This window comes from Methanolinea mesophila (assembly GCF_017873855.1).
In the GTDB taxonomy this organism is placed as follows: Archaea; Halobacteriota; Methanomicrobia; order Methanomicrobiales; family Methanospirillaceae; genus Methanolinea_B; species Methanolinea_B mesophila.
Genome location: NZ_JAGGKR010000001.1, coordinates 244549 through 266496, shown reverse-complemented (window position 1 = coordinate 266496; position 21948 = coordinate 244549). Strand labels below are relative to the sequence as shown.

Here is a 21948-nt window from a genome sequence, read left to right as displayed (position 1 = left end):
TCGGTTGACGAATTTGAGTCGTACCTATTATGTATATTGCTTATAGCCATCTGAATCTTCGCCAGAGAATTAATGCCTGTGAATATATATTCCAATTTATGATTCTGGATTTCAAACAATTATATATCGCGGCATTTTTCCTAGGAATTCTTGGCGGTTTAGGGGGCTATTTTGAATCTGATATTCTCATTGTAGTTGCAGGCCTTGGATGCGTTGTTATTGCGATCTACATATGGCATCAAGATCTTAAATGTGAAAAACGGGTATCTGATAAATATCAAAGATGTCACCTATTTTCATGTATACTAACAGTGTTAATTGTTGCTCTAATTGGAGCGCTTCCTGTTTATTACCTCCTTTATTCTGTGGGGCTATTTGTCGGCGGTACATTATCCGCTCAAATTCCATCACAAGCAATAAGCCCAACAATATCAACGTTTGCCACAACTATACCTGTAACAACGGCAATCACCAGTACCTATCAATCATCCCAATTATCAGACTTGTCCTGTAACAGTATCGGAAAATGGACGCAAACCCAATATGAAAATACGCCCGTATCAGGAGTGTATATTCAGATTTTTCCCGATAATCGAATCGAGATATATCAAAATAATCAGCTTAGATCATGGGGCCCTTACGAGATAATCGCACCTAATAAAATTCGTCATACCTGGACTGGCGGCGTCGATGCCGGCGCAGGGAATACTATCACGATTTCTCCCGATTGTCAGACTCTCGAAATAGTTTCATTCCGTGGAGAGCATTCAACTTTTACAAGAGGGTATTAATCCTGAGAACGCGGTTGTCCAGAGGGATAGGGCCTCGGCACCTCCGGTACCGGAGTGATGGATGTAGAACGATTAGAGCGGATCGGTGTGGATTTGGGGGGATGCACGATATGCGGCTTGCAAAAGGCGGAATGGATTGCGAAAGTATTATCGGGGAGCGTGGAGTGAAGGTTTGTGAGGGGTGTTGGGAGCGTGAGAATTTATGTTTTTAAGTTGTAAAGTTTGGGCTTTACATTTGGAGTTTTCATTTGCTCTCTCATTTTTATAACTCTTTTAAGTCTTTCACACTCATTATAGGAAAATCTAATAAAATCCTCTGATTCCTCTGCGAATGCTGGATTTGCTTCTAATATTTGTTTAATCGTATATCTGACTAAATCCTCATTAAAAGCACATATCCCTCCCAATAATGTGGCGATATCATGCCTGATTTCGCTCTTGTTTTTCAAAGCGTAAGCGCCATATTTCAAGAAATATTGAACCCCCATTTGAGTAGCATCCCGACCCAAAGGATCGTCTTTTGAAGTTGTTGCGATATTATCAATGATGCTGAACAAACGAAAAATTTCGAGTTCCCCAAAGATGTTGAAAACTCTAATTGTAATTGAGTCGATTAATTTAAAAATCGCATGAAAAGTGTCCAATTTAATCCCACAATGCTCCGTCTCGACACCCTCAAAATAGGAGGCATTGAGAATTTCTTTAATTGAAGTGAGGGATTTTAAGAAAGAACTTGAATTTGATGAATCTATTGAACTATTAACTAAACCCTCTAAAGTATTCAATATACTTTGAGTTTGGAAACCTGAATTAATACTGCATGAGCATATTTTTGATAACAATGAAGCGATTGTAGATATTGTCTGATAATATTCCTCTTGATTTTCACGTGTTCTAATAATAATTTCATCATACCATCCAAGAGTTGAAATCGAAATATCTCCCAATTCGTCAGTTGATGACCAACCTTCTTCCCCCTCTTTAGGTAAAACAACATGGGAGCGCCTAGAGGTTTCTGCGATTGAAGTATCTCCTAATGATTCACAAATTTGGCTTAAAACTAAATCAGAGTGGTTTTCGAGCGAAGGAGGAATAAAGAATAAGATATCTTCAACAAAAATTTTAGCATTTTCATTTGAATGCTTTTTTACACATATGATTCCACATCGACCAAAACAATCAATTATTTCAGCAAGGCATTCTTCATTCTTCTCTAATAAACAGTAACGTCCTTGTTTTTTTAATTGATGGGTTAAATGCTGACATAATTGATTTTTGTCATTTTCTTGAAGATTTTCCTTAAAGGTTATTTCGAAAAGAGCGGTTATGGAATTTAGCATATAATTCAAAGTGGAATGGTCACTTTCTTTTATAGATTTATTAGTAAGATCAAATAAGGATAAAAATCTATCAGATTCGGAAATGAAATCTGCTATCTTAATTTCTTGGATCAGTCTTTCAACAATTTTCCTTGGCGAGATTAGGTCCAACATATGGTATGCATATGGAAAAAGGATGATGAATGTCGATAGGGCAACGAAATACAAAATCGATGCTATTTTTGAACCAGTTTCAGAAAGATTACCCGTATCTCCTGAAAATTCTTTCAACGCATATAATTCAACCGAAATTGCGAAAAGATAGAGAAATAAAAGGATCCATAGGTCAGAATTCTTTTTCAATGAAGAAATTAATCGGATGGAATTTGATGAATTGATTTGAATCACGATTAATGACAAACTTATTATTATCGCAATAATTGCAGCTTGGCTTTGAATTAGAGCACTTAAAAAATATCTAGCCCCAGTTACGTTGGTAGGATTTATATTCACATTGAAAACGAATATACTCCCGAGTAGGATTACTAAAAAGAAAATTCCAAAATATAATAGGATATTTTTAAAAGTTGCGTGTTGTTTAAGGCCAACCTCTAAATTTTTAATATATCTCATTTCTCTTTTCCTTTACCCGATTTGAATCCCTTTTGAGCATTTATCTTCTCCAGCAACGCACTCCCCGGCTCGTACTTCCGCCCCTCAATTTTTGCAAGTTCCGCTTCAGTGGGCACCAGTTCTCCACGGAACGCCTTCGCAAGGATAGCCTGAGTCAGCCGGTCCGCGTGTTCTTTCCCGGTGGCCACTCTCTGCTCAATGTGGTCGGCGAGAGCGAAGAGGGATTCCACACGGTGGACAATTTCGTGTTGTTCGGGGAGGGGTGGTAATAGAAAGGAGAATTCTTTTAGAGATACTCCAGTAAGGTGTTTTATTGTACTTCCCGTAAATAGATCTGATAAACGACCAGAATCAGCAGCGTTTTTTAAACAATAGCATATCCACTCTGGGATAACATCGTCCTTGACGCGGAGCCGATGGAGTGCTTTTTGATATATAAAAGATTTATCGTCATCTCTCCAAATTGCACATCTACCTGGTTCCCCACCTTCACAAACTAATAGGTCTCCCTTTCTAAGCGTTAAGTTCTCAATCTCACTCTGGGTTGCTCTAATGGTTTTTATATCAGAAAAATCGAAGTCAAACCAACGAACATTTATATTACGGAGATATGGCACGAATTCGCCTCTATTTTTAGATTTATCGAGCATCTTACCAAGTCGAGAATGACATACTTCTTCAACTTTCACCAACTTCCAACCGAAGGGGATTTCTTGATGGTGATTATTTCCAAGAAAAGAATTCTCCCGCCACGTCTCCGTCAACTTCCCGCTGCACGCCGCTTCAAGGACCGCCTGCCGGAACGCATTCAGCAGCCCCGGCACCCGGTCGAGCCGTTCCCGAGAGACGTTCACCTTGACGAGGAGTGCCTCAATCGCAGCGACAATGCGGCGCTGTTCGGCGAGGGGAGGGATTATGATGGGGATGGTTTTGGCTCGACTCCCTGATACTTCCTTAAAAGTCGAACCACTTCCCATCGATTCAATTAGCGGCGTTTGAAATTTTATCCAGAAATAGACGTATTCCGGAAGGATTCCTTCGTAACAGATAAAATTTTTAAATCCCTGATTTGTACTTATCTGGTTTAATGCAATCGCAATATAACCAATGGGTGCCCTGCTCGACATAAGCACAGTTCCCTTTGGCATTAATCTTGCAGAACTTGACTCAAACCCTTTTATTGATAGTGACCGTTGACCTCTTGAGATATAGATCTCTTTAAAACCGCTTAAATCGGCAGGTGTAATCCAAGGTATCCCGTCATCGATAAAATTCCCAAGATTTTTAGTATTCGGAGTCCCTCCCGCAATCACCTCAGAAATATCTCCCATTTGGCAAGCAACCCACCCCTCCGGCAGCTCATTCTCCCCAGTCATACCCGTTCCCCAACATCTCTACAATGGTGTTCAGGTCCTCGACCGCTGCTTCCAGTTCCTCGATTGCCTCGGTCGCAAGGTCCTCCGGAGATACGATTTCATCCGCATCGCCGAGCCCCTCGTCCCTGAGCCACTTGAGTGAATCAACTTTGAAGTCCCGCTCTTTCAGTTCGGTGATGTGGAACGACCGCCACCGGTCTTCCTTTGACTGCCCCGGGTTCCGGGGAGATCTCCCGTTCGGGTCCGGGCCATAACAGTCCTCGAACTCTGCGAAGTGTGCAGAGGTGAGCGGGCGGTCCTTCTTGGTGATGGAGGGCACGTTCGTCCTCCCGTCGTAGACCCAGGTCGTCTCTGTCGGCATCCCCTTGGTGAAGAAGATCACGTTCGTCTTCGTCCCGGGAGAGTAGGGGGAGAAGGTGCCGTTCGGGAGACGGAGGACCGTGTGGAGGGCACACTGCTTCGTCAGGTCCTCGAACACCGCACCGGCCTGGTCCGCGAAGAGCACGTTGTCCGGGACCACGATCGCGGCCCGGCCGCCGGGCTTCAGGATGGTCATCACGTGCTGGATGAAATTGAGCTGTTTGTTGCTCGTCTCGATGAGGAAGTCTTCCCGTCCCGGAGACTGGTTCGCTCCTCTCGTCCCGAATGGCGGATTGGTCAGCACCACGTCATATCGCCGGGAATCCGGCACCTCGTAGATAGAGTCCCCCAGTTGGATCTCCGGGTCCAACCCGTGGAGAAAGAGATTCATCAGGGCCAGCCGCCGGGGCCGTTCCACCAGGTCCTTTCCAAAGTAGGTATCATGCCGGATCCGCTTGGCGAGGTCGCGGTCAAACGCCCCGCCGCCGGTCTGGTCCTTCAACCATTCGTAAGAGCAGACCAGGAACCCGCCTGTCCCGCAGGCCGGGTCCATGATGGTGAACTCACGGTATGGCCGGGGGTCCGGTTTCATGCAGCGGACGATGGTTTTGATCAGGAGGCGCGGAGTGAAATATTGCCCGGCACCCTTCTTACCCTCGCTTGCTGCCTTTTCAAGGAGTCCCTCGAACGCGGCCGCCTTTACGTCGATATCCAGAGCGGTCCATTCGGTTTCATCGACCAGGCCGATAATTTTCTTCAGGCTAACCGGGTTATGAAACCGCGAGAGTGCTCCGGCAAAGACATCCCCGAGCAGCCCCTCCTGCTTTCCAAGGGTCCTGAGGACATCGGTATAGTGATCCGTGAGCTCCGTCCCGGACTTCTCCTTCAGGGTATCCCATGAACATCCTGCAGGGAGCTGCCGGTTCTGCTCGTGTGCCATCTTGAGGAAGAGGATATAGGTAATCTGTTCGATGTAATCCCCGTAATCAATCCCTTCGTGCCGGAGGGTATGGCAAAAACCCCATAAACGCTGGACAATATCACTCACGTGGCAACCGCCTCATTCAGTTCCTGCAATAATCCGGGAAGGTCCGGCCCGAATAACTGGGTCGCTCTTCGTAATCCCCCATGGTCCGTAAAAATGGGAATGTACTCAAAGTCTTCTTCATTGATGGAGAGATTCGCAATTAAATGTTCCCGAATCCTCGTGAGCCAGGCCTGTTGTTCGGGCGTAAACGTCTTTCCCCACGTGACTCTATCGAACGCCCGGGCTACCCGCTCCTCGGCGGTGAAGAGGGCTTCTTCTTCCCGGGCGGCGTGTTTCACCATGGAGATGATATCGACCAGGGCCTTGTGGTACTGGACCTGGTGAGCCTTCTGGAGGTTATCCAGCGTAAACCGCATCGGGGTAGCGGCGAGTTTGGACTTCAGTTCAGAGATCGCATCGGTCCCCCAGTCCCTCGGCCGGTTAAGAAGGATCCCGATGGCCTGGATGTGCTCGGGATTTTCCTTCACGAACCTGGAAAATGCCGTGAGGTAATCTTCGGGCTTGTATTCGTTCCCCGAAGCATCCCGGACCAGCCAGCGAGAAGTGACCGTATCCTGGGTAACATCATCAATATAGAACGTCCTGGGAGGTCGCGGGTAATTGACCAGAAGGTTCTGAAAATCCGTATCGCGGAGGAGCTTCATTGTCCCGGAGAAATCTTCATGGAGCCGTCGTTCCAGCGAGACCGCGAATCGTTTCAGGTCCCCGTTCTCGATGAATGCGGAGAAAAGGTCCCGGGCCTCCCCCGACATCTCCTTGTCGATACGGTTCAGCCTTTTTGCAAGAACGCGGATATTGTATTCCCTGTCCTGGCCGTTCCAGATCTCTTCAATTAACTGGGTAATAGGTTTCGTTTCACGGACCGGAGGTTCTGCAGTTACCCCTGTGACCTTCTTGAAATATTCCAGAAGAGAGCCGCCGAAACAGTCAAAGACTACGAAGTGAGACTTGTCAGGGATATTCTCTCCTTTTCGTGTCCCGCGTCCCATCATCTGTTCGAAGAGAATACGGGATTTGACGGTGCGGAGAAACACGATATATTCCAGGTCCGGGATATCTACCCCGGTAGAAAGAAGGTCCACCGTGACCGCAATTCCGGGGCTCGGGCGGTTCCGGAATTCTCGCAGGTGCTGAAGAGGGCGGTCCACCTTGCCGGTAATTTTTTGGACGAACGAATCCCCCTGGCCGAAAATATCACGGGCGAGGTCAACCAGTTGATCGGCATGGGAAATATGAGGGACATCCTGTTCTGCAAAAATCAGGGTTTTCGGGAAACGTCCATATCGTTCCTGATGTTCATCGGCATAGTTCCTGATCTCCTGGAGAATTTTCCGGTTTGAATCCCGTGAGGTGATCGTCGCTTCAATCTCGGTCACCCCGAACTCACGCTCATCCTCGAGGACATCTACGTTACGGACTCCAGTCTCCGGGTCGACGATATCGACAATCTCCCCTTCCTGAAGGAATATACCGTTCATTCTCACGCCGGATTCTATCGCGACCACATCGTAATCGACCAGGTACCCTTCGCGGACCGCCCTCTCGTATTCGTAACGGTAGATGATATCACGGAAGTACGCAGTTGTGTGCGCAGCGGGGGTAGCGGTGAGTCCTATTTTTGTGGCGTCAAAATGATCCAGCGTATTCCGCCATACCGAGAGTTCGGCGGTGGTGTACCCCCGGTGGCATTCATCGGCGATGATGATATCAAACGCATGAATAGGGATATCCAGTCTCCGGGCTTCTTCATCCGGCGATTCATCGCAACAGGAGAACACCGAAGAGTGCCCGAAAAGGTTGATCGTCATCCGCTGGATGGTAGAGACATACACGAACGCATTTCCCGGCTGCGGGTTCGTAAGGTACGACTCAGGCATGATTGTGGCGTCGAACGATTCTCCTTCCTCAAGGTCACCCTGCTGAAACCGCTGGCTGTACACCTCATATTCCTTATTGAATTTCAAACCCCGCTCGGTATCAAACGAGGCAAAGGTCCGGACCGCCTGGGCGGCCAGGGCCCGACGGTCCACAAGAAACAGGATTCGTTTTGCCGCTCCGGATTTCATCAGCCGGTAAATAAGATTTACCACCGTGACCGTCTTTCCCGTCCCCGTTGCCATCGCGAGGAGCATGGTGCGTTTCCTCTCAACCATTGCGTTTCCGACGGCATCGCATGCTTCCCGCTGATAAGGGCGCATCCGCGAGTTATCAGGGATATCTGAGAATCGCTGAATTGCTGATTCGGTATCGGTTGCCAGGAACTCTCTCAATGCGCCGGGTGTATGGAACCCGGATATCTGACGGGATCGGCTGTTTGGATTTCTGATATCATGGAACCAGAAAATTTCCCCATTGGTGGAGTAGAGAAAGGGGACACGAAATCCCCGGTAGTTGAAGGGACTGTGGTGTACCCCCTGGGAATAGCGTTCCGCCTGGGTGAGCACATTTTGGGGCCCAAGCGAGACTTTCTTAGCTTCTACGACTCCGAGAATCAAGCCGTCAACGCAGAGGGCATAATCTGCCGGCCCTTTCTCCGTGGGATACTCTTCTATTGCACATCCATGGTAGGATGAAAGGGGCTTCGACTCATCGAATGTCACTATGATCCAACCGGCAGCCTTCAATTTAGGATCGATTCTCTTCTTTCGAGTTTTTCTCTCGCTTTCGGCTGTCATTTCCTGCCACCGGGGTCCGCCACTATTTCCCCTGAAAAATTGGTATGTAGAGATTCAAAAAAAGAGTAAATAAAGATAATCAAAAATTTTTCGCTTAAATTTTTTAGAATTATCCGAACTTTCCACTATCATATCACTTTCCATGCTTCGTCTCCCGGGCAATCCGAGTGACTAAAGAGAGTTGCGGTTAAGCTGTGTGACGTGAAAGAGAAGACGTCTGTTCTGGTCTGCGCACTCCTGCTGCTCGGCGTCTCTTTGTGCTGGTGCATCGGCGCACCGGATGCCGGGGATGCCTGTAGCGACGTTACCGGGCAGAAGGAGATGCTTGTCTACCTGAATCTCCTGCAGGGCGAGATCGACGGCGCTCTTGCCGGGCTCGACGGACAGGTGGAGGCGACGGCAGGGAACCTGACCGCGACCGGTCTGGCCGGAGCCGACGCAGATGCGGAGCTCAACGATGCCCTCGCGGCGGACCCGTCCGTCACCACCGCCATCACCATCGCGAGGAACGGGACCTGCCTCGCTGCCGTTCCGGAGTCCGTCGCGTCGCTCGTCGGCGAGGACCTCGGTGGCCGGGAGGTCGTCAGGGAGACGTTCGAGAAGAAAGTGCCGATCATGACCGACGTCATCCCGCTCCACGAGGGCGGGCAGGCGGCGATCATCGAGTATCCCGTCTTCGGAGAAGACGAGTGCCTGGCCGGGGCGATGAGCATCACATTCGATCCCTACCTGCTCTGCAAAGAGAAGATCGAGCCGGTGCTGAACGGCACGCCCTACACCGCGATGGTTGCCGAGGCCGGCGGTAGGGTGCTCTACGACCCCGACCCTGAAGAGGTCGGGAAAGAGACGTTCAACGAGTCGCTCTACGAGGCTTTCCCCGAGATCCTCGCGTTCGCCCATACGTATGCAGGCAACTGGTCGGGGCACGCGACCTACTCCTTCTACGATACCGGATTTTCCCGCACGGTGCAGAAGGAGGCCTACTGGACGACGGTCGGGTTGTACGGCACCGAGTGGCGGCTGATTATTATCAGGGAACTCGGCGGGGCGTAACGGGGAAATACCCCTTCGTTGACAATTATATCCGTTCCATGCTCTTTTTTACGAAAATTTAAAGAGTTCTCGTACTTCAGATCATTCGGTCCAATTCTATTATCCGGAAAAAAAAGGAATTTTCAGGCTGACTTTTTCCTATTTCAGCAGCTTGAACGCTTCTTCTGATTCCATCACCGGGTGCATTTCGATATATCCGATGTCGCTCCACCCCTGGGTCGCCTTGAGCAGCGCTGCGGGATCGGTGAGCTCTACCAGTCTGTACACGAGATTTGACTCGAGTGCGATCCATTCTTTTAGTACCTTTCTTCCCGGATGCGGAGTCTCCTTCTTCCGCATCTGCATCACTTCATCCGTCTTTCCCGGTTCCCACTGGAACGTAATCATGAACAGCATTTTCTTACCCCCGTTTCCTACCCCTCCGGATGATTGTTGGATGAGGTAGCTGGAAATATCATTCGTCTAATATATAAAACAATCTTGAAAATGAATAGACAGGAATCGAACCATCAATAAAACAGAATGCTGCTATGGAATTCATTATTTTGCTGGTAAATGGGCAACTCTTAACGTAAAACAATTTGAAAAAGATAATTTAATCGAATTGATATATTTGATTATTATAATAAGATATTCTAGGAAAGAAAAAAATGAAAAATATTGTCCTAATAACTGGACTAACCTCAATTCTCTGTGTATCCATACTTTTTGTAGGGTGCCTCACCCACACATATCGCGGTCCTAATCCCGATATCTGTGTAACGGCTGATTTTCAATATAATGGGACTTACGTAAAAAATTATGTCGATGCTGAAAACAAATATCTCATTACCGTAACTGTTTTCAATAATAGTAATTTTACCGCCAAAAATGTGAAAATTGAACAATTTTCTTATTGCAATAACCAAAATGATTTCCCGTTCCGAAACTGTATCAGCGATAACAGATTTTTAGCTGATATCGGAGATCTCAAGCCGAAAGAAACCAAGATAAGATATTACAATTTTGAAAGATCAGCATTGATAGTGGTTATTAATGAAAAATATAACCTTACTTATTCCGTCACGAGTGAATATTCTGCACGAGCTCCCGATTGAATCGTAAATTCAAATTCTAAATAATAGAACTCCGGCAGACTATCATGACCGTCATTCCCGGGTGAGGAGAAACTTCCGCACGTCCGTAATCCCGCATAAGGGCCGGACAGTGCCCCCCACAAGGGGAATACCCTTTTTTTAGGTGCACGAATCCCTGACACGAATATCATTATTTTTGTCCCTATTTTGAAAAATGTAGTTGAGTGTGACTTCGACGCGGGCGGTCTAATCCAGACGCCCCACCATGTTCGCTCCGGTCGCAGGGCCGCTCCACCTAACGTCCGGTGCTCCTTCTCCCCCGCACTCGCAACATGGGGCTGCTTCTCCTGGTTCACCCCCATTACGGCCATGCTCGCTCATTTATTCGCTTCGCATCGCCTGCCCGTTCCCGCTCCTCACGGACTGCTTCCGAGCAGACCGTTCGCCGCTGTGGCCCGAACGTGTAAATCTTTTCACCGGGTCGCGATATTTCTAAAAGCGCACCTTTATACGTGCATAGCGGACATCATAGTCAATACCAACATTTTTTTTTGATTTCTATGCCAATCCCGCAACATCAGGAACGATGGAAGCTCGCGAGTCTCGCACTTATCCCGATTTTTTTCATTATCATTGAAATTCTCGTGCTTTCTGGTATCCAGACGGTATTCGAACCCCCCTATCTGCTGCTGATCACGAACACCATATTCGTCGGAATTATCCCGCTTTTCATCGCGTATCTCTCCTTCCGGACCTATTCTTTGTATGGGCGGCCCGCGGTGCTGCTGATAGGCGGGGGGATGCTTGCCATGGGGATGGGCAGCATCCTCGCGGCGCTCGTGCGATCACTCCCGGACGGGGCGAACCTGAACGTCACCGTCTATAACACCGCATTTTTTGTAGGTGCAGTTTTTGCATTCTCGGCCGCACTGGCGAATACCTATCATCCCGCCTGGTTGTCGGACCCGAAAAGGACCCGGACCGCAGGGCTGTTGTATACAGGAGTGGGCCTTTTTATACTTCTCTTCACCGGCACGACCCTGGCGGGACTCGTCCCCCGGTTCTTTACCCAGGACATCGGCCCGACCCTGCTGCGCCAGGGCATTCTCATCAGCGCGATCGTTTTGCTCGCGGCCTCGGCGGTAATGTTCTATCTGGAGAACACCAGGAAGAAGGAGGATTTCTTCTTCTGGATGGCAATCTCCTTCGGCCTCCTTTCAATCGGCCTGTTCGCATTCGCCCAGGAGATGGTGGTCGGGGGGCTGGTCGGCTGGTTCGGGAGGACCGCCGAATATGTCGGGGCGTGCTATGCTCTGGTCGCCTACCTCGGAGTGAGAAGGACCGCATCGGCGCAGGGTGTTCCCGTCGAAGAGATGCTGGCTCAGTTCTTCGGGGAAGCCGAGGTCGGATACCGGGCACTCGTGGAGGCCTCGACCAGCGCGATCGTGGTCCTCGACCCTGCCGACCGGGTGCTTGTCTGGAACCCGGCCGCCGAGCGGATGTTCGGATATCCGCAGGAGGAGGCAGTCGGTACCCCCATTGCCCTGATGGCTCCCGGAGTCGGATTCCTCTCCGCAATCCGGGCAGTGTGTTCCACTGAGGCAACGGGGAACGAGGGACTGCCGGTCAGTGACCACATCGAGACGATTGCCCTGCGAAAGGATGGAAACGAGTTCCCGGTCGACATGTCGGTGTTCGGGCATCCGGCCGGGTCCACCTGGGCGAGGACCTGTATCATCCGGGACATCACGGACAGGAAAAGTGCCGAAGAGGCCCTTAAAGTGAAATTTGAAGAATTGAACGAGCTGAACGAAGAGCTCGTCTCTACCCAGGAAGAATTGAGACAGAATTATGAAGAGCTCATGAAAGCCGAGCACGCCGAGCGCGAGACGAGTCAGTACCTTGAGAACCTGATCGGTTACGCCAACGCCCCGATCATCGTCTGGGACCCCGGATACCGTATCACCCGGTTCAACCATGCATTCGAGCTCCTGACAGGAAAACCGGCCGAATCCATGATCGGAAAAGACCTTGCGGTCCTGTTCCCGGACCAGTTCCGCGATGCCGCAATGGAAGCGGTCCGGAGGACCTCTTCAGGGGAACGAATGGAGGTGGTCGAGATCCCGATCCTCGATGCCGATGGAGCGATCCGCACGGTTCTCTGGAACTCGGCGACTCTTTTTTCACCTGACGGGACGACGGTGCTCTCCACCGTCGCCCAGGGCCAGGATATCACTGAGAGAAAGAACGCTGAAGAAAGCCTAAAAAACTACGCCGAGAACCTTAAACAGAGCAACGAGGACCTGGAACGGTTCGCCTACGTCGCGTCCCACGACCTCCGGGAACCGCTCCGGATGGTGACCAGCTTCTCCCAGCTCCTGGAGAAGAACTACAAGGGCCGGCTCGATGCGGATGCCGATGAATTCATCGATTACATCGTGGAGGGCGGGAGGAAGATGGACGCCCTGGTGAACGACCTCCTCGAGTATTCAAGGATCACGTCCCGGGGGAAACCGTTCGAACCGACCGACATGAATATCGTGTTGGAAGAAACACGGAAAAGTCTTTCCATGGCGATAAAGGAGAATAAGGCAAAAATCGAGGTGGGCGTCCTTCCCACGGTCTACGTAGACCGTTCGCAGGTGACGCTCGTGTTCCAGAACCTGCTCTCGAATGCGATAAAGTTCCATGACAACAAAGAGCCGGTTGTCTCTGTCGGTGCAGTGAAATTGGAAACGAATGGGAATTCTCGGTCCGGGACAACGGGATCGGCATCGATCCGCATTACCATGAAAAAATCTTCGAGCTCTTCCAGCGGCTGCAGTCGAGGGGCGACTACCAGGGGACGGGGATCGGGCTCGCCATCTGCAAGCGGATCGTCGAGCGGCACGGCGGCCGGATCCGGGTCGAATCGGAGCCCGGGATGGGCAGCACGTTCTTCTTTACCATACCGGACAGGACCGGAAAGTAACGCCCCACCATGTTCGCTCCGGTCGCCGGTCCGCTCCTCCTGACGTCCGGTGCTCCCGATCTCCCTGCACTCACAACGTGGGGCTGCCTCTCCTGGTTCATCCATGACACGACGACGGCCATGCTCGCTCATGTATTCGCGTCGCATCGCCTGCTCTTTCCCGCTCCTCACGGACTGCTCCCGGGCAGACCGCTCGTCGCTCCTATGTCTACCAGCGAAGACGCTCGTTCCCGCTTGCAGCCCGGTTAAAAAGATCACCCGGCGTGTCTGTATCGCCTGAGTCGCAGGTCAGGTCCGAATACTTTATCCGATATGCGCTACTTCATGGTAGTAAAAGGGGGAAAACGTGAGCCCTGGCAATAAAAATGAACCGGAGATCAGTGCCGCCGTGATGGATCAACCCATCCCCGGACCCTCATTCCCTCCTCTTCCTGTTATCGATTATCTGCCGATTGGGGTGATCATTACCGAAGCTCCTTCCGGGAGGTGTCTCTTTGTCAACCGCCGCATGCGGGAGTTATGGGGCCACCCCATCCCGAAACAGGAGTCCCTCGCGGGGCAGGACTTCCATCTCGACTGGAGGCCGTACCTCGTCGACGAATGGCCGCTGGCACGGACGCTCGCGACCGGCGAGACCATCATCCACGAGGAAGTCGAGCTTTTTCACGGGAAAGGAAAAACGAGCGCGGTTTATGTCAGTTCGAGCGCAGTACCGGACGATACGGGTACGATCCGGTACGGGATCGTGCTCGTTTCAGACATCACCGAGCAGAAACGGGCCGAGGAGGAACTGCACAAGATCGCCATGGCCCTGCAGCAGAGCAACAATGAACTGGAACGGTTCGCCTACATCGCCTCGCACGACCTCCGCGAGCCGCTCCGGATGGTCACGAGCTTCTCCCAGCTCCTGGCCCAGAAATACCAGGGAAAGCTGGACAATGACGCGGACGAGTTCATCGGGTACATTGTCGACGGGGCCGCAAGGATGGACGCACTGGTCAACGACCTGCTGGAATATTCGCGGGTGGGCTCGCAGGCAAAACCGTTCGGGCAGGTGAACCTGAACGTGGTCCTTGCCGAAGCCCTGCAGAACCTCTCGGTGCAGGTCGAGGAGAGCAATGCGGACATCCGGTGGGAGGTCCTTCCCGTCGTCTCCGCCGACCATTCCCAGATGATCCAGGTCTTCCAGAACCTGATCTCGAACGCGCTCAAGTTCCGGGGGACTGAAGATCCCCGGATACGGATCGGCGGGCGCAGGGATGGCGACGAGTGGCGCATTTCCGTGAAGGACAACGGTATCGGGATCGATCCCGAATATAGTGACAAGGTCTTTGAGATCTTCCAGAGGCTGCATACCCAGAAGACCTATCCCGGCACCGGGATCGGGCTTGCGGTCTGCAGGAAGATCGTGGAACGGCACGGGGGACGTATATGGGTGGAATCGTCGGAAGGAAACGGGAGCACTTTCTTCTTCACGATTCCCGCGGCGCCGGGTACCGGCGATCAGGCCCGTTACGCACGGACCGGATGAGAGGGGTACATTCGCATGAAAGAATCTGCCAGATTAAAGGATTCCGGGGGAGAGACCCCCGTATTCCCCAAGAGCCCGACGGGGATCGAGGGACTGGACGAGATCACCGGCGGCGGGCTTCCTGAAGGGAGGCCGACGCTTGTCTGCGGGAAGGCGGGGTGTGGAAAGACCCTGTTCGGGGTCCAGTTCCTGGTGAACGGTGCAGTGAAGTACGGCGAGCCCGGGGTATTCATCTCCTTCGAGGAGAGGGTCCCGGACCTCGCGAAGAATGTCAGGTCGCTCGGGTACGACCTCCTGGACCTCCAGAAAGAGAAACTGGTCGCGCTCGACCACGTGGTCGTCGACCGGGGGACCATCGAGGAGACCGGCGAGTACGACCTCGAAGGGCTCTTCATCCGGCTCGGGATGGCCGTCGAGTCGATCGGGGCGAAACGAGTGGTCCTGGACACGATCGAGTCCCTCTTCTCCGGCCTTCAGAACGAAGGGGTCCTGCGGTCCGAACTGGTGCGGCTGTTCTCCTGGATAAAAGAAAAGGAGCTTACCGCGGTGGTTACCGGCGAGTCCGGGGACGGGATGTTCACCCGGCACGGGCTCGAGGAGTACGTCTCTGACTGCGTGATCTTCCTCGACCACCGGGTGGACCACCAGGTATCCACCCGGCGGCTCCGGGTGGTCAAGTACCGTGGCTCGACCCACGGGACGAACGAATATCCCTTCCTGATCGGCGAGGACGGCATCTCGGTCCTCCCCATCACTTCGCTCGGGTTACACCACGAGGCGCTCCGCGACAGGGTCTCCACCGGGGTCGAGCGGCTGGACGCAATGCTCGGGGGGAAGGGGTATTACCGGGGCTCCAGCGTGCTTATCTCGGGGAGTGCCGGGAGCGGAAAGACCTCGCTCGCGGCCGCATTCGCGAACGCGTGCTGCAGGAGAGGTGAAAAATGCCTTTACTTCGCGTTCGAGGAGTCCCCGGACCAGATCGTCCGGAACATGCAGTCTATCGGGATCGACCTCTCACCCCACCTCGCCTCGGGCCTCCTGAACATTCATGCCGCGAGGCCGGCACTGTACGGGCTGGAGATGCACCTCGCCCTCATGCTGAAGATGATCCGGGATTATTCCCCGTCGGCGGTGATCGTCGATCCCATCTCCAACCTCCAGGCGGTGGGCACCACGGATGATTCCAAAGCGATGATCACCAGGATCATCGACTCGATAAAGGTCAACCACATCACCTCGGTGATGACCGAGCTGGAATACGAACAGGGAATGCGGGGAAGCAGCACCCGGATCTCGTCCCTTATCGATACCTGGCTGATGCTTGCCGATATCGAGGAGCCCGGGGAGCGGAACAAAGGCCTGTACGTGCTGAAGTCGAGGGGGATGGCCCACTCCAACCAGATACGGGAGCTCATCCTTTCGGATAAGGGGATCTCGCTCTCCGATGTCTACCTGGGGCCCGGCTCGCTGCTCACCGGGACGTCCCGGTTCCTGCAGGAGGCAAAGGACCGGGAAGAACGACGCCAGAAAGAGGAGGAACTCCGCACCCGGAAGCTGCAGATTGAGAACAGGGTAAAGGCGTTAAATGCCCAGATCGAATCGCTCAACGCAGAAGCGGAGGCCGGCAGGAGCGAGCTCTCCCGGCTGGCGGAACGGGAAAAAGAGCAGAAAGGGGTCGACTTAGAAGAGCGGCAACAGGTCGCCGACCGGCGGAAAGCCGATCCGGGGGAAAATTCCAGGGACATGGAAAAAAAGGTACATCATGACGAATTCTGAAATGGACAAGGACTTCTGGCGGCTCCGGCTCTATATCGCGGGGCATACCTCCAAGGCCGATCGGGCGCTGGAGAACCTGCAACTGATCTGCAGGGAGCACCTGGCAGGGAAGTACGAGATCGAGGTGATCGACCTGCTCGAGCACCCGGAGCTTGCAAAGAACGACGAGATTATCGCCGTTCCCACGCTCATCCGGCAGCTGCCCCCGCCGATCCGGAAGATCATAGGGGACCTCTCCAAGACCGAGCGGGTCCTGGTGGGGCTCGATATACGGCCGGGAGGGTAGACCGGCTGTTTCAAGACTTTGACCAGTCTGCGTGCATATCGGTAGCGAGGGAAGGGGGACACTTTATCGAAATTGATCCCCCGTGGTATGACCCGGCGGCCGATTTTGGTCGAACCGGAGCCGGGTAGGGGGAGCACGTTCATCTTCACCATCCCGGAAAGGACCGAAATGTGGCGCCCCACCGTGTTCGTTTCCTTTTTCGCCGGTCCGCTCTTCCTCATCGCCCGGTACTCCCTTCTCCCGCACCCGCAACACGGGGCGGCTTCTTCCGGTTCATCCTTGATACGATGACGGCCATGCTCGCTCATGCATTCGCTTCGGATCGCCTGGGCCTTCCCGCTCCTCACGAATTTCACGGCAGATCGCTCGTCGCTATGGCCCGGACACCAACACTCGGCGATTCATTTCCCGAACGACAAACCTGGAAATAATACTAATGTCCTCTCGAGGTCAGAGTTCTTTTTTCACATGTGAGGAACAATACCATGAACTCACGAACGATTTTGAAAATAGCGAAAAGAAGCGTTAGAGTGCTGCTATGGGGATTCCTGACACGAAGTTCGAATCCCCTCTGGATTGTCTCATTTTCAAAAAATGAATAAGGAAAATGAAGCGCCCGGTAAAGCGCGGGTTATTTGCCGAGACCGCCCCCGCCCGAGGTGGCGGCCAGGTCCTGGAAGATGACCGATGAGACGAAGAAGTGGGTCATCTGCGGGCACTCGCCCGAGGACCAGGCATCGCTGCTGAAGCAGATCGCAGATGCCGAAGGGCAGAAAAAGATCCAGTACCTGATCTCGGTGCCCGGGTGCTATTACGAGATCGAGTACGGGTTATTGAAGGGAGGTGGGAAAGGGGGATGAATAAATTATTTCAGCCAATTTTCTTTTTACCCTTTATCCCCCGATCCCCCGTGCCGCCAGTATATCCGACCCGAAGCCCTTCGATGCGATCGCTGTGCCACCGCTCCTGTATGAGGCCGCAAACGATGCCATGTCGAAGCTCCCGCCCGTTGTGGTCTCACCGACCGAAGAAATCTTGTCCTGCAAGACGGGCAAGGCCGCGGGGGCGGTGGTCACCATCGAAAATTTCGATATGGCTACTCTGGAGAGTAATGTGTTCGCGAGGGTGCCTGATGATGGGGAGGAGTCAGTCTTTGACGGAGCTGCCTCACCGGGCTCATGCCAAGGGGGGAGCGGGATAGGATCGACCGCACCCCAGGCCTTCTTATAGCTATCATACATTTTTTGATCTTCAGGTGAGAGGCCGTTCCATAAATGTGGATACACGATTCTCAGGAATTCTCCCATCGTAATGTCGCTCCCCCGAAGCTCGCTGCAGAGTTGTTTTTGTTCGTCGGTTGCATTATAAGGATCTTTCACGATATTTTCATCAGGCGGTGGATCGCCCCTGATAATGATGGATTCGCCGATCTCTGCCTCAAGCGGACAGCTGTCTGGATCATTGACATTCCATATATACAGTCCTGATACCGGAACACAGAAGATGCCGATCGATGAGATCAGCACCAGTAATGAAAAAATTTTGAATTTTTTCCTTCCTTTTAACATTTATTTGTTCACCTCTTTTTTGCTATACGCGAATACCTATCTCACGGACCAACGTAAAGGGTACCCGTCTGTGTATGAGTATGGTAGGTATATTCATTAGGTAGTTCTCCCTGATGACACCCAATAACATAGTATGTCCCACTTGGAACGGTATACGCGTCCTGAGATTGGACCGAAATTACACCATATCCTTCGTCGATAGGCGCTGAATCTTCGATATGATCCACGAGTGTATCGTGCATTAAGGCAGCTTGTACATACATCCATGGATGTGAGACTTCAGGTTCGGCCGCACTTGCTGCCCAGTAGGATATTGTATATCCTTGCACCCCCAATCCACAGCTTATCCTTACATCGTCTTGGAGCAGGGTTTTCATTGTAGCAGCGGTGTCTGACACTAGTAATTCTTCGAATGTTGAAGGCAATTCAATCGAATTTGCTGGTTGATATGCATTTGGATTTTCAAACGGACATGGGATGTTATCTCTGATTTCAATGGGTGCCGCACTAACTTGTCCTGTAAGGAACGCACATAGGATTAAAATCAGGCAAGAAAACAGAATATGCCCATTTTTTAGCCTTTTATTCATTTTTAATTCCGCCTTGGTGCTTTCGGAGGCACGATGAGAAGGTTTTTACGATTAAATGCCGAACTCATTATGCCTACGGGCCACAGTGGGGAATAAAGATTTGATAGAGCGTCAAATCCCCCCTGTGACACTTTTCCAATTTTGATTAACCTTCCAAATACTTTCCGGGTAATTCGATTATTTCATATAACCAGGAAGTTCAGTGAATCTTCACCAGGACGATGAAGGTTCATCGCTGCGATGAATATAAAGTATATGAACTAGGTCGCCTTCTAGCAGCACCGGCAGAAACTCGTTGCGGTTGACGCCAAGGACGAGGCCCTGGTCAAGCGGGACCTGGCCGAGGCCCGGCAGTGGGAATCGGAAGCGCTGAAGGATAACGTGATCTCGTTCTTCGACCCGGAGGACGAGTCGGTGGTCAAGGCCCCGCCCGAGGTGGCGGCCAGGTCCTGGAAGATGACCGACGAGACAAAGAAGTGGGTCATCTGCGGGCACTCGCCCGAGGATCAGGCTTCGCTGCTTCAGCAGATTGCTGATGCTGAGGAGAAAAAGAAGATGCGGTACTTCATCTCGGTCCCTGGGTGCTATTACGAAATCGAATATGGGCTGCTGAAAGGAGGTGGGAAAGGGGGGAGTGAATGAATTTATTCAGCCAATTTTCCCGTTTATCCCCCGATCCCCCGTGCCGCCAGTACATCCGACCCGAAGCTCTTCGATGCGATCGCTGAGCCGCCGCTCCTGTACGAGGCCGCGAACGATGCCATGTCGAAGGTCCCGCCCGTTGTGGTCTCATCTGACAATGAGACCGTAGCCTGCGACACGAGCAAGGCCGTGGAGGCGGTCGAGGCGGTGGTCGCCCTGGTCCCGGCGAACGAGCTGATGTTTACCTTGGAAACTTTCGAGGTTCCTGCCTGGGAGAGGAAAGTGTTCGCGAGGGTGCTTAATGAATGGGGGTAGAGGGTCTTTGACTGAGCTGCTAGGTTGAATGTATTCGTGGGTTGGACTTGTGAGACTGGCGCACCGGATTCGGTTGGAGGGTCCACATATCTCCATGCTGCGAGTACATATTGCATGTCCTCATTCATCTGCAACCCCGTATTCACATCGATCCATGTTCCGTCCGACTCTTTCCTGAATGTCCAGCTCTTTTGTGTGCCATCGGGAGTATTCGCCTGAATCGTTATGGTATAGCGACCGTTCGGAATCGATGTAGTGATGGTAATATCGGCCGTATGGGCATCGGTTGATAATCCAAGGTTCGTGAGATGCATTTTTACTGCATCAGTATACTCGTAGGTATTGACGTCGTCGTAAAGAGGAACCCCTTGGTAATTGATGCCATCTTTAATAACCAGCGGAACGTCTTCCAGTGGGACTACCGTGTTACAGGGATCTTTCCAAACATCGCCGTTCCCAGGATTGCTCCAGCAGGGGGGCTGGGGTCGATTGTAGATTGGTACATTGGTATCCTTGAGATACCTCACCAGGTCTTCGGGCAGAGCAGCTACCTGCTCCGGAACTAGTTGTGTTAATGCGTCAATTAGTGGCATATCCCAGTTATTATCCCTCCATTCCACATACTGATCCATCTGCTCATCTGTGAAACAAATCACAAAAGTCCAGGTAACATCCCACGTAGGTCCCATGTTCGTCACACTACGTCCAATAGCCCAAGGTCTCTCCGGGCTTCGGAATTGCTCACCGAATACTTTGTCCGGATAAGGGTTGGAATATTTTCCGTCCGGCGTTGTGATGTTGAGCTGTTCAGCGCTGACGGGGATAATCATCAGGAGCATCGCAAATGCGATTGCAATCGACAGAATTGTTATTCGGTTCGTTTTCATTCTATTTCCCCCATTATTCTGAATGAGTATAGTGGTTGCATATTGTCAGCATCAAGGTCCCGGCACCGGTGCGGACGGACCTCGCGCTTCTATGTCATCACTTGTATTCAACATGAAAAATACTTTCCGATAGTCCTGATCTTTGGATTTAGCTCATGCAACCGGGAGGTTGCATACACATCTTCTCCGCGACCCTGCCCCGGGTCCGGCAGCCCTTCCCGGTGGTCCCCCGTTTTTTCCCGAACGGTGTTCGAGGGGAGGGACCGCTCCGGTGGGGGTGACGGGCCCGAGGTTGAGTTATGATTTTTAGGGGAGATCGCTCCGAGAGCCTATCGATAAAAATAGTCGCAATATTCTTCGGGAGTCATTCCCGCCTTTCCGATCAATTTGCGAAGAAGGCCAGGACCAAGGATTTTTCCGGAATGAACAGGGATTGAAAGATGGATGGGGCTGTTTTCTTTATAAGGATATGGTGGCTCCCTTCGATATGGTTCACAATCCACCCTGCACGTACAAACGCGGCGATATGTTTCTCGCCGCCTGCCCGTGGGAGCTTAGGCATACGTGATACCACTAGTATCGACGTCAATACTCATGTGGGTGGGGAGCGAGGTAATGTGGATCTTTTCGGTCGCGGTCTTAAGACGCGACTTGATGCACCCGATGATGGCTTCGTTGATATTCCCGATGGCCTCATCCAGTGTTTCGCCCTCAGTCATGCACCCGGGGAGATCGGTGCACTCCACGACGTATCGCCCTTCTTCATCCTGTTCAATGAGGAGACTGAATTTCATAGAGCGTTCTCGCATACCACTTGGAGGCATTCGGATATAAAATGTAGGAAAAGGCAGACGCCATGGAAGGAATACGATCCCTGGATGAGAGTCGATAGACGTTTTTCAGCGGGACCTTTCCGGGAAACCGATGACGCCCGCGGTTCGTGGCAGGCTTCTCCCCGCCGGCTGTTACCGTCCCGCTCCTCACGGACTGCTCCGCAGACCGCTCGTCGCTGTGGACCGGACCCGGACGCTCGGTGACTCGCTCCTACATG

General features: G+C 51.9%; 19 protein-coding genes. 10 read left to right on the top strand and 9 right to left on the bottom strand.

The window, feature by feature from the left end:
• Window positions 1-29 precede the first annotated feature (29 nt).
• A complete protein-coding gene (locus J2741_RS01250) occupies window positions 30-791 on the top strand; it encodes a hypothetical protein (RefSeq protein WP_209673243.1) in 762 nt (253 codons plus the stop codon).
• 200 nt (window positions 792-991) lie between these two features.
• On the opposite strand, the gene J2741_RS01245 is transcribed toward J2741_RS01250, so the two are convergent.
• The 4 genes from J2741_RS01245 to J2741_RS01230 are packed head-to-tail and all read right to left on the bottom strand — an operon-like array spanning window position 992 to window position 8202.
• On the bottom strand, window positions 992-2743 hold the full coding sequence (locus J2741_RS01245; protein WP_209673242.1) for a hypothetical protein: 1752 nt from the start codon (window positions 2741-2743) through the stop codon (window positions 992-994).
• A complete protein-coding gene (locus J2741_RS01240) occupies window positions 2740-4119 on the bottom strand; it encodes a restriction endonuclease subunit S (protein WP_209673241.1) in 1380 nt (459 codons plus the stop codon). The genes J2741_RS01245 and J2741_RS01240 overlap by 4 nt, the downstream gene beginning before the upstream one ends.
• Window positions 4103-5527: a class I SAM-dependent DNA methyltransferase gene (locus J2741_RS01235; protein WP_209673240.1), complete on the bottom strand. Its 1425-nt coding sequence runs from the start codon at window positions 5525-5527 to the stop codon at window positions 4103-4105. Before J2741_RS01235 ends, J2741_RS01240 begins: the two co-directional genes overlap by 17 nt.
• Window positions 5524-8202: a type I restriction endonuclease subunit R gene (locus tag J2741_RS01230; RefSeq protein WP_209673239.1), complete on the bottom strand. Its 2679-nt coding sequence runs from the start codon at window positions 8200-8202 to the stop codon at window positions 5524-5526. The genes J2741_RS01235 and J2741_RS01230 overlap by 4 nt, the downstream gene beginning before the upstream one ends.
• 201 nt (window positions 8203-8403) lie before the next feature.
• On the opposite strand from J2741_RS01230, the gene J2741_RS01225 reads away from it, so the two are divergent.
• Complete coding sequence (locus tag J2741_RS01225; RefSeq protein ID WP_209673238.1) at window positions 8404-9255, top strand: cache domain-containing protein; 852 nt, start codon at window positions 8404-8406, stop codon at window positions 9253-9255.
• A 138-nt stretch (window positions 9256-9393) separates the two neighbouring features.
• On the opposite strand, the gene J2741_RS01220 is transcribed toward J2741_RS01225, so the two are convergent.
• Complete coding sequence (locus J2741_RS01220; RefSeq protein ID WP_209673237.1) at window positions 9394-9651, bottom strand: DUF3303 domain-containing protein; 258 nt, start codon at window positions 9649-9651, stop codon at window positions 9394-9396.
• 254 nt (window positions 9652-9905) lie between these two features.
• Here J2741_RS01220 and J2741_RS01215 point away from each other — a divergent pair, with 254 nt between their 5' ends.
• The 6 genes from J2741_RS01215 (at window position 9906) to J2741_RS01190 (ending at window position 17755) form a co-directional block, all read left to right on the top strand.
• Window positions 9906-10352, top strand: a complete 447-nt coding sequence (locus tag J2741_RS01215) for a hypothetical protein (protein ID WP_209673236.1) — start codon at window positions 9906-9908, stop codon at window positions 10350-10352.
• A 539-nt stretch (window positions 10353-10891) separates the two neighbouring features.
• A complete protein-coding gene (locus J2741_RS13005; RefSeq protein ID WP_209673235.1) occupies window positions 10892-13345 on the top strand; it encodes a PAS domain-containing sensor histidine kinase in 2454 nt (817 codons plus the stop codon).
• Between the two features lie 348 nt (window positions 13346-13693).
• The gene (locus J2741_RS01205; RefSeq protein WP_209673234.1) at window positions 13694-14833 is read left to right on the top strand and encodes a sensor histidine kinase; all 1140 of its coding nucleotides are present in this window, start codon (window positions 13694-13696) and stop codon (window positions 14831-14833) included.
• A gap of 15 nt (window positions 14834-14848) precedes the next feature.
• Complete coding sequence (kaiC, locus tag J2741_RS01200; protein ID WP_209673233.1) at window positions 14849-16609, top strand: circadian clock protein KaiC; 1761 nt, start codon at window positions 14849-14851, stop codon at window positions 16607-16609.
• Entirely contained in the window at window positions 16596-16895 is a 300-nt protein-coding gene (locus J2741_RS01195; protein WP_209673232.1) for a circadian clock KaiB family protein, read from the top strand. The genes kaiC and J2741_RS01195 overlap by 14 nt, the downstream gene beginning before the upstream one ends.
• 635 nt (window positions 16896-17530) lie before the next feature.
• Entirely contained in the window at window positions 17531-17755 is a 225-nt protein-coding gene (locus J2741_RS01190) for a hypothetical protein (protein WP_245249334.1), read from the top strand.
• Between the two features lie 33 nt (window positions 17756-17788).
• Here the strand turns inward: J2741_RS01190 and J2741_RS01185 are convergent, their stop codons facing one another.
• Entirely contained in the window at window positions 17789-18274 is a 486-nt protein-coding gene (locus tag J2741_RS01185; RefSeq protein WP_209673231.1) for a hypothetical protein, read from the bottom strand.
• A 230-nt stretch (window positions 18275-18504) separates the two neighbouring features.
• Window positions 18505-19053: a hypothetical protein gene (locus tag J2741_RS01180; RefSeq protein WP_209673230.1), complete on the bottom strand. Its 549-nt coding sequence runs from the start codon at window positions 19051-19053 to the stop codon at window positions 18505-18507.
• A gap of 381 nt (window positions 19054-19434) precedes the next feature.
• Between J2741_RS01180 and J2741_RS01175 the strand changes: the two genes are divergently transcribed.
• A complete protein-coding gene (locus J2741_RS01175; RefSeq protein WP_209673229.1) occupies window positions 19435-19695 on the top strand; it encodes a hypothetical protein in 261 nt (86 codons plus the stop codon).
• Window positions 19696-19718: 23 nt separating this feature from the next.
• On the opposite strand, the gene J2741_RS01170 is transcribed toward J2741_RS01175, so the two are convergent.
• Window positions 19719-20324 (bottom strand): hypothetical protein, encoded by a 606-nt coding sequence (locus tag J2741_RS01170; protein ID WP_209673228.1) that lies wholly within the window; start codon window positions 20322-20324, stop codon window positions 19719-19721.
• Between the two features lie 54 nt (window positions 20325-20378).
• On the opposite strand from J2741_RS01170, the gene J2741_RS01165 reads away from it, so the two are divergent.
• The gene (locus J2741_RS01165) at window positions 20379-20576 is read left to right on the top strand and encodes a hypothetical protein (protein WP_209673227.1); all 198 of its coding nucleotides are present in this window, start codon (window positions 20379-20381) and stop codon (window positions 20574-20576) included.
• Window positions 20577-21451: 875 nt separating this feature from the next.
• Here J2741_RS01165 and J2741_RS01160 read toward each other — a convergent pair.
• On the bottom strand, window positions 21452-21691 hold the full coding sequence (locus J2741_RS01160; RefSeq protein WP_209673226.1) for a type II toxin-antitoxin system HicB family antitoxin: 240 nt from the start codon (window positions 21689-21691) through the stop codon (window positions 21452-21454).
• Between the last annotated feature and the right edge of the window lie 257 nt (window positions 21692-21948).